The sequence below is a fragment of the Xenorhabdus yunnanensis genome, assembly GCF_028598805.1.
Classification (GTDB): Bacteria; Pseudomonadota; Gammaproteobacteria; order Enterobacterales; family Enterobacteriaceae; genus Xenorhabdus; species Xenorhabdus yunnanensis.
The window spans coordinates 1-312 of sequence record NZ_JAQRFI010000281.1 but is presented as its reverse complement, the minus strand read 5'-3'; the positions used below and the strand labels follow the sequence as shown (position 1 = coordinate 312).

1 pseudogene is annotated in these 312 nt (G+C 54.2%); it reads left to right on the top strand.

The window, feature by feature from the left end:
* A pseudogene (locus PSI23_RS22250) lies at window positions 1–312 on the top strand (hypothetical protein); the annotation flags it as partial.

Genomic DNA, 312 nt, shown 5'->3' with positions numbered 1-312 from the left:
TGACGACCCTGATGCCGAAGGCGATGAGGAGGATGAAAACGCGGAGGAAGACGAGGATGTTAAAAAAGGCCGTCGCGCTGAACGCGAACGCTGTGCCAAAATATTTAGCAGCAAATACGCGGCAAGTCGCCCTGATATGGCGGCTCATCTGGCGTTTAATACCCGCATGTCAGCGAGTGAAGCGATTAACACGATGAAAGCGATGGGTTCCATTCAGCCAGCAATGACGCGTGTTACACTGGATAGCCGGATGCAAGCTGAGCAGCAGGTTCGATTAGGTCCCGACGCTCAGCAACCCGCCAGAGGTTCTGT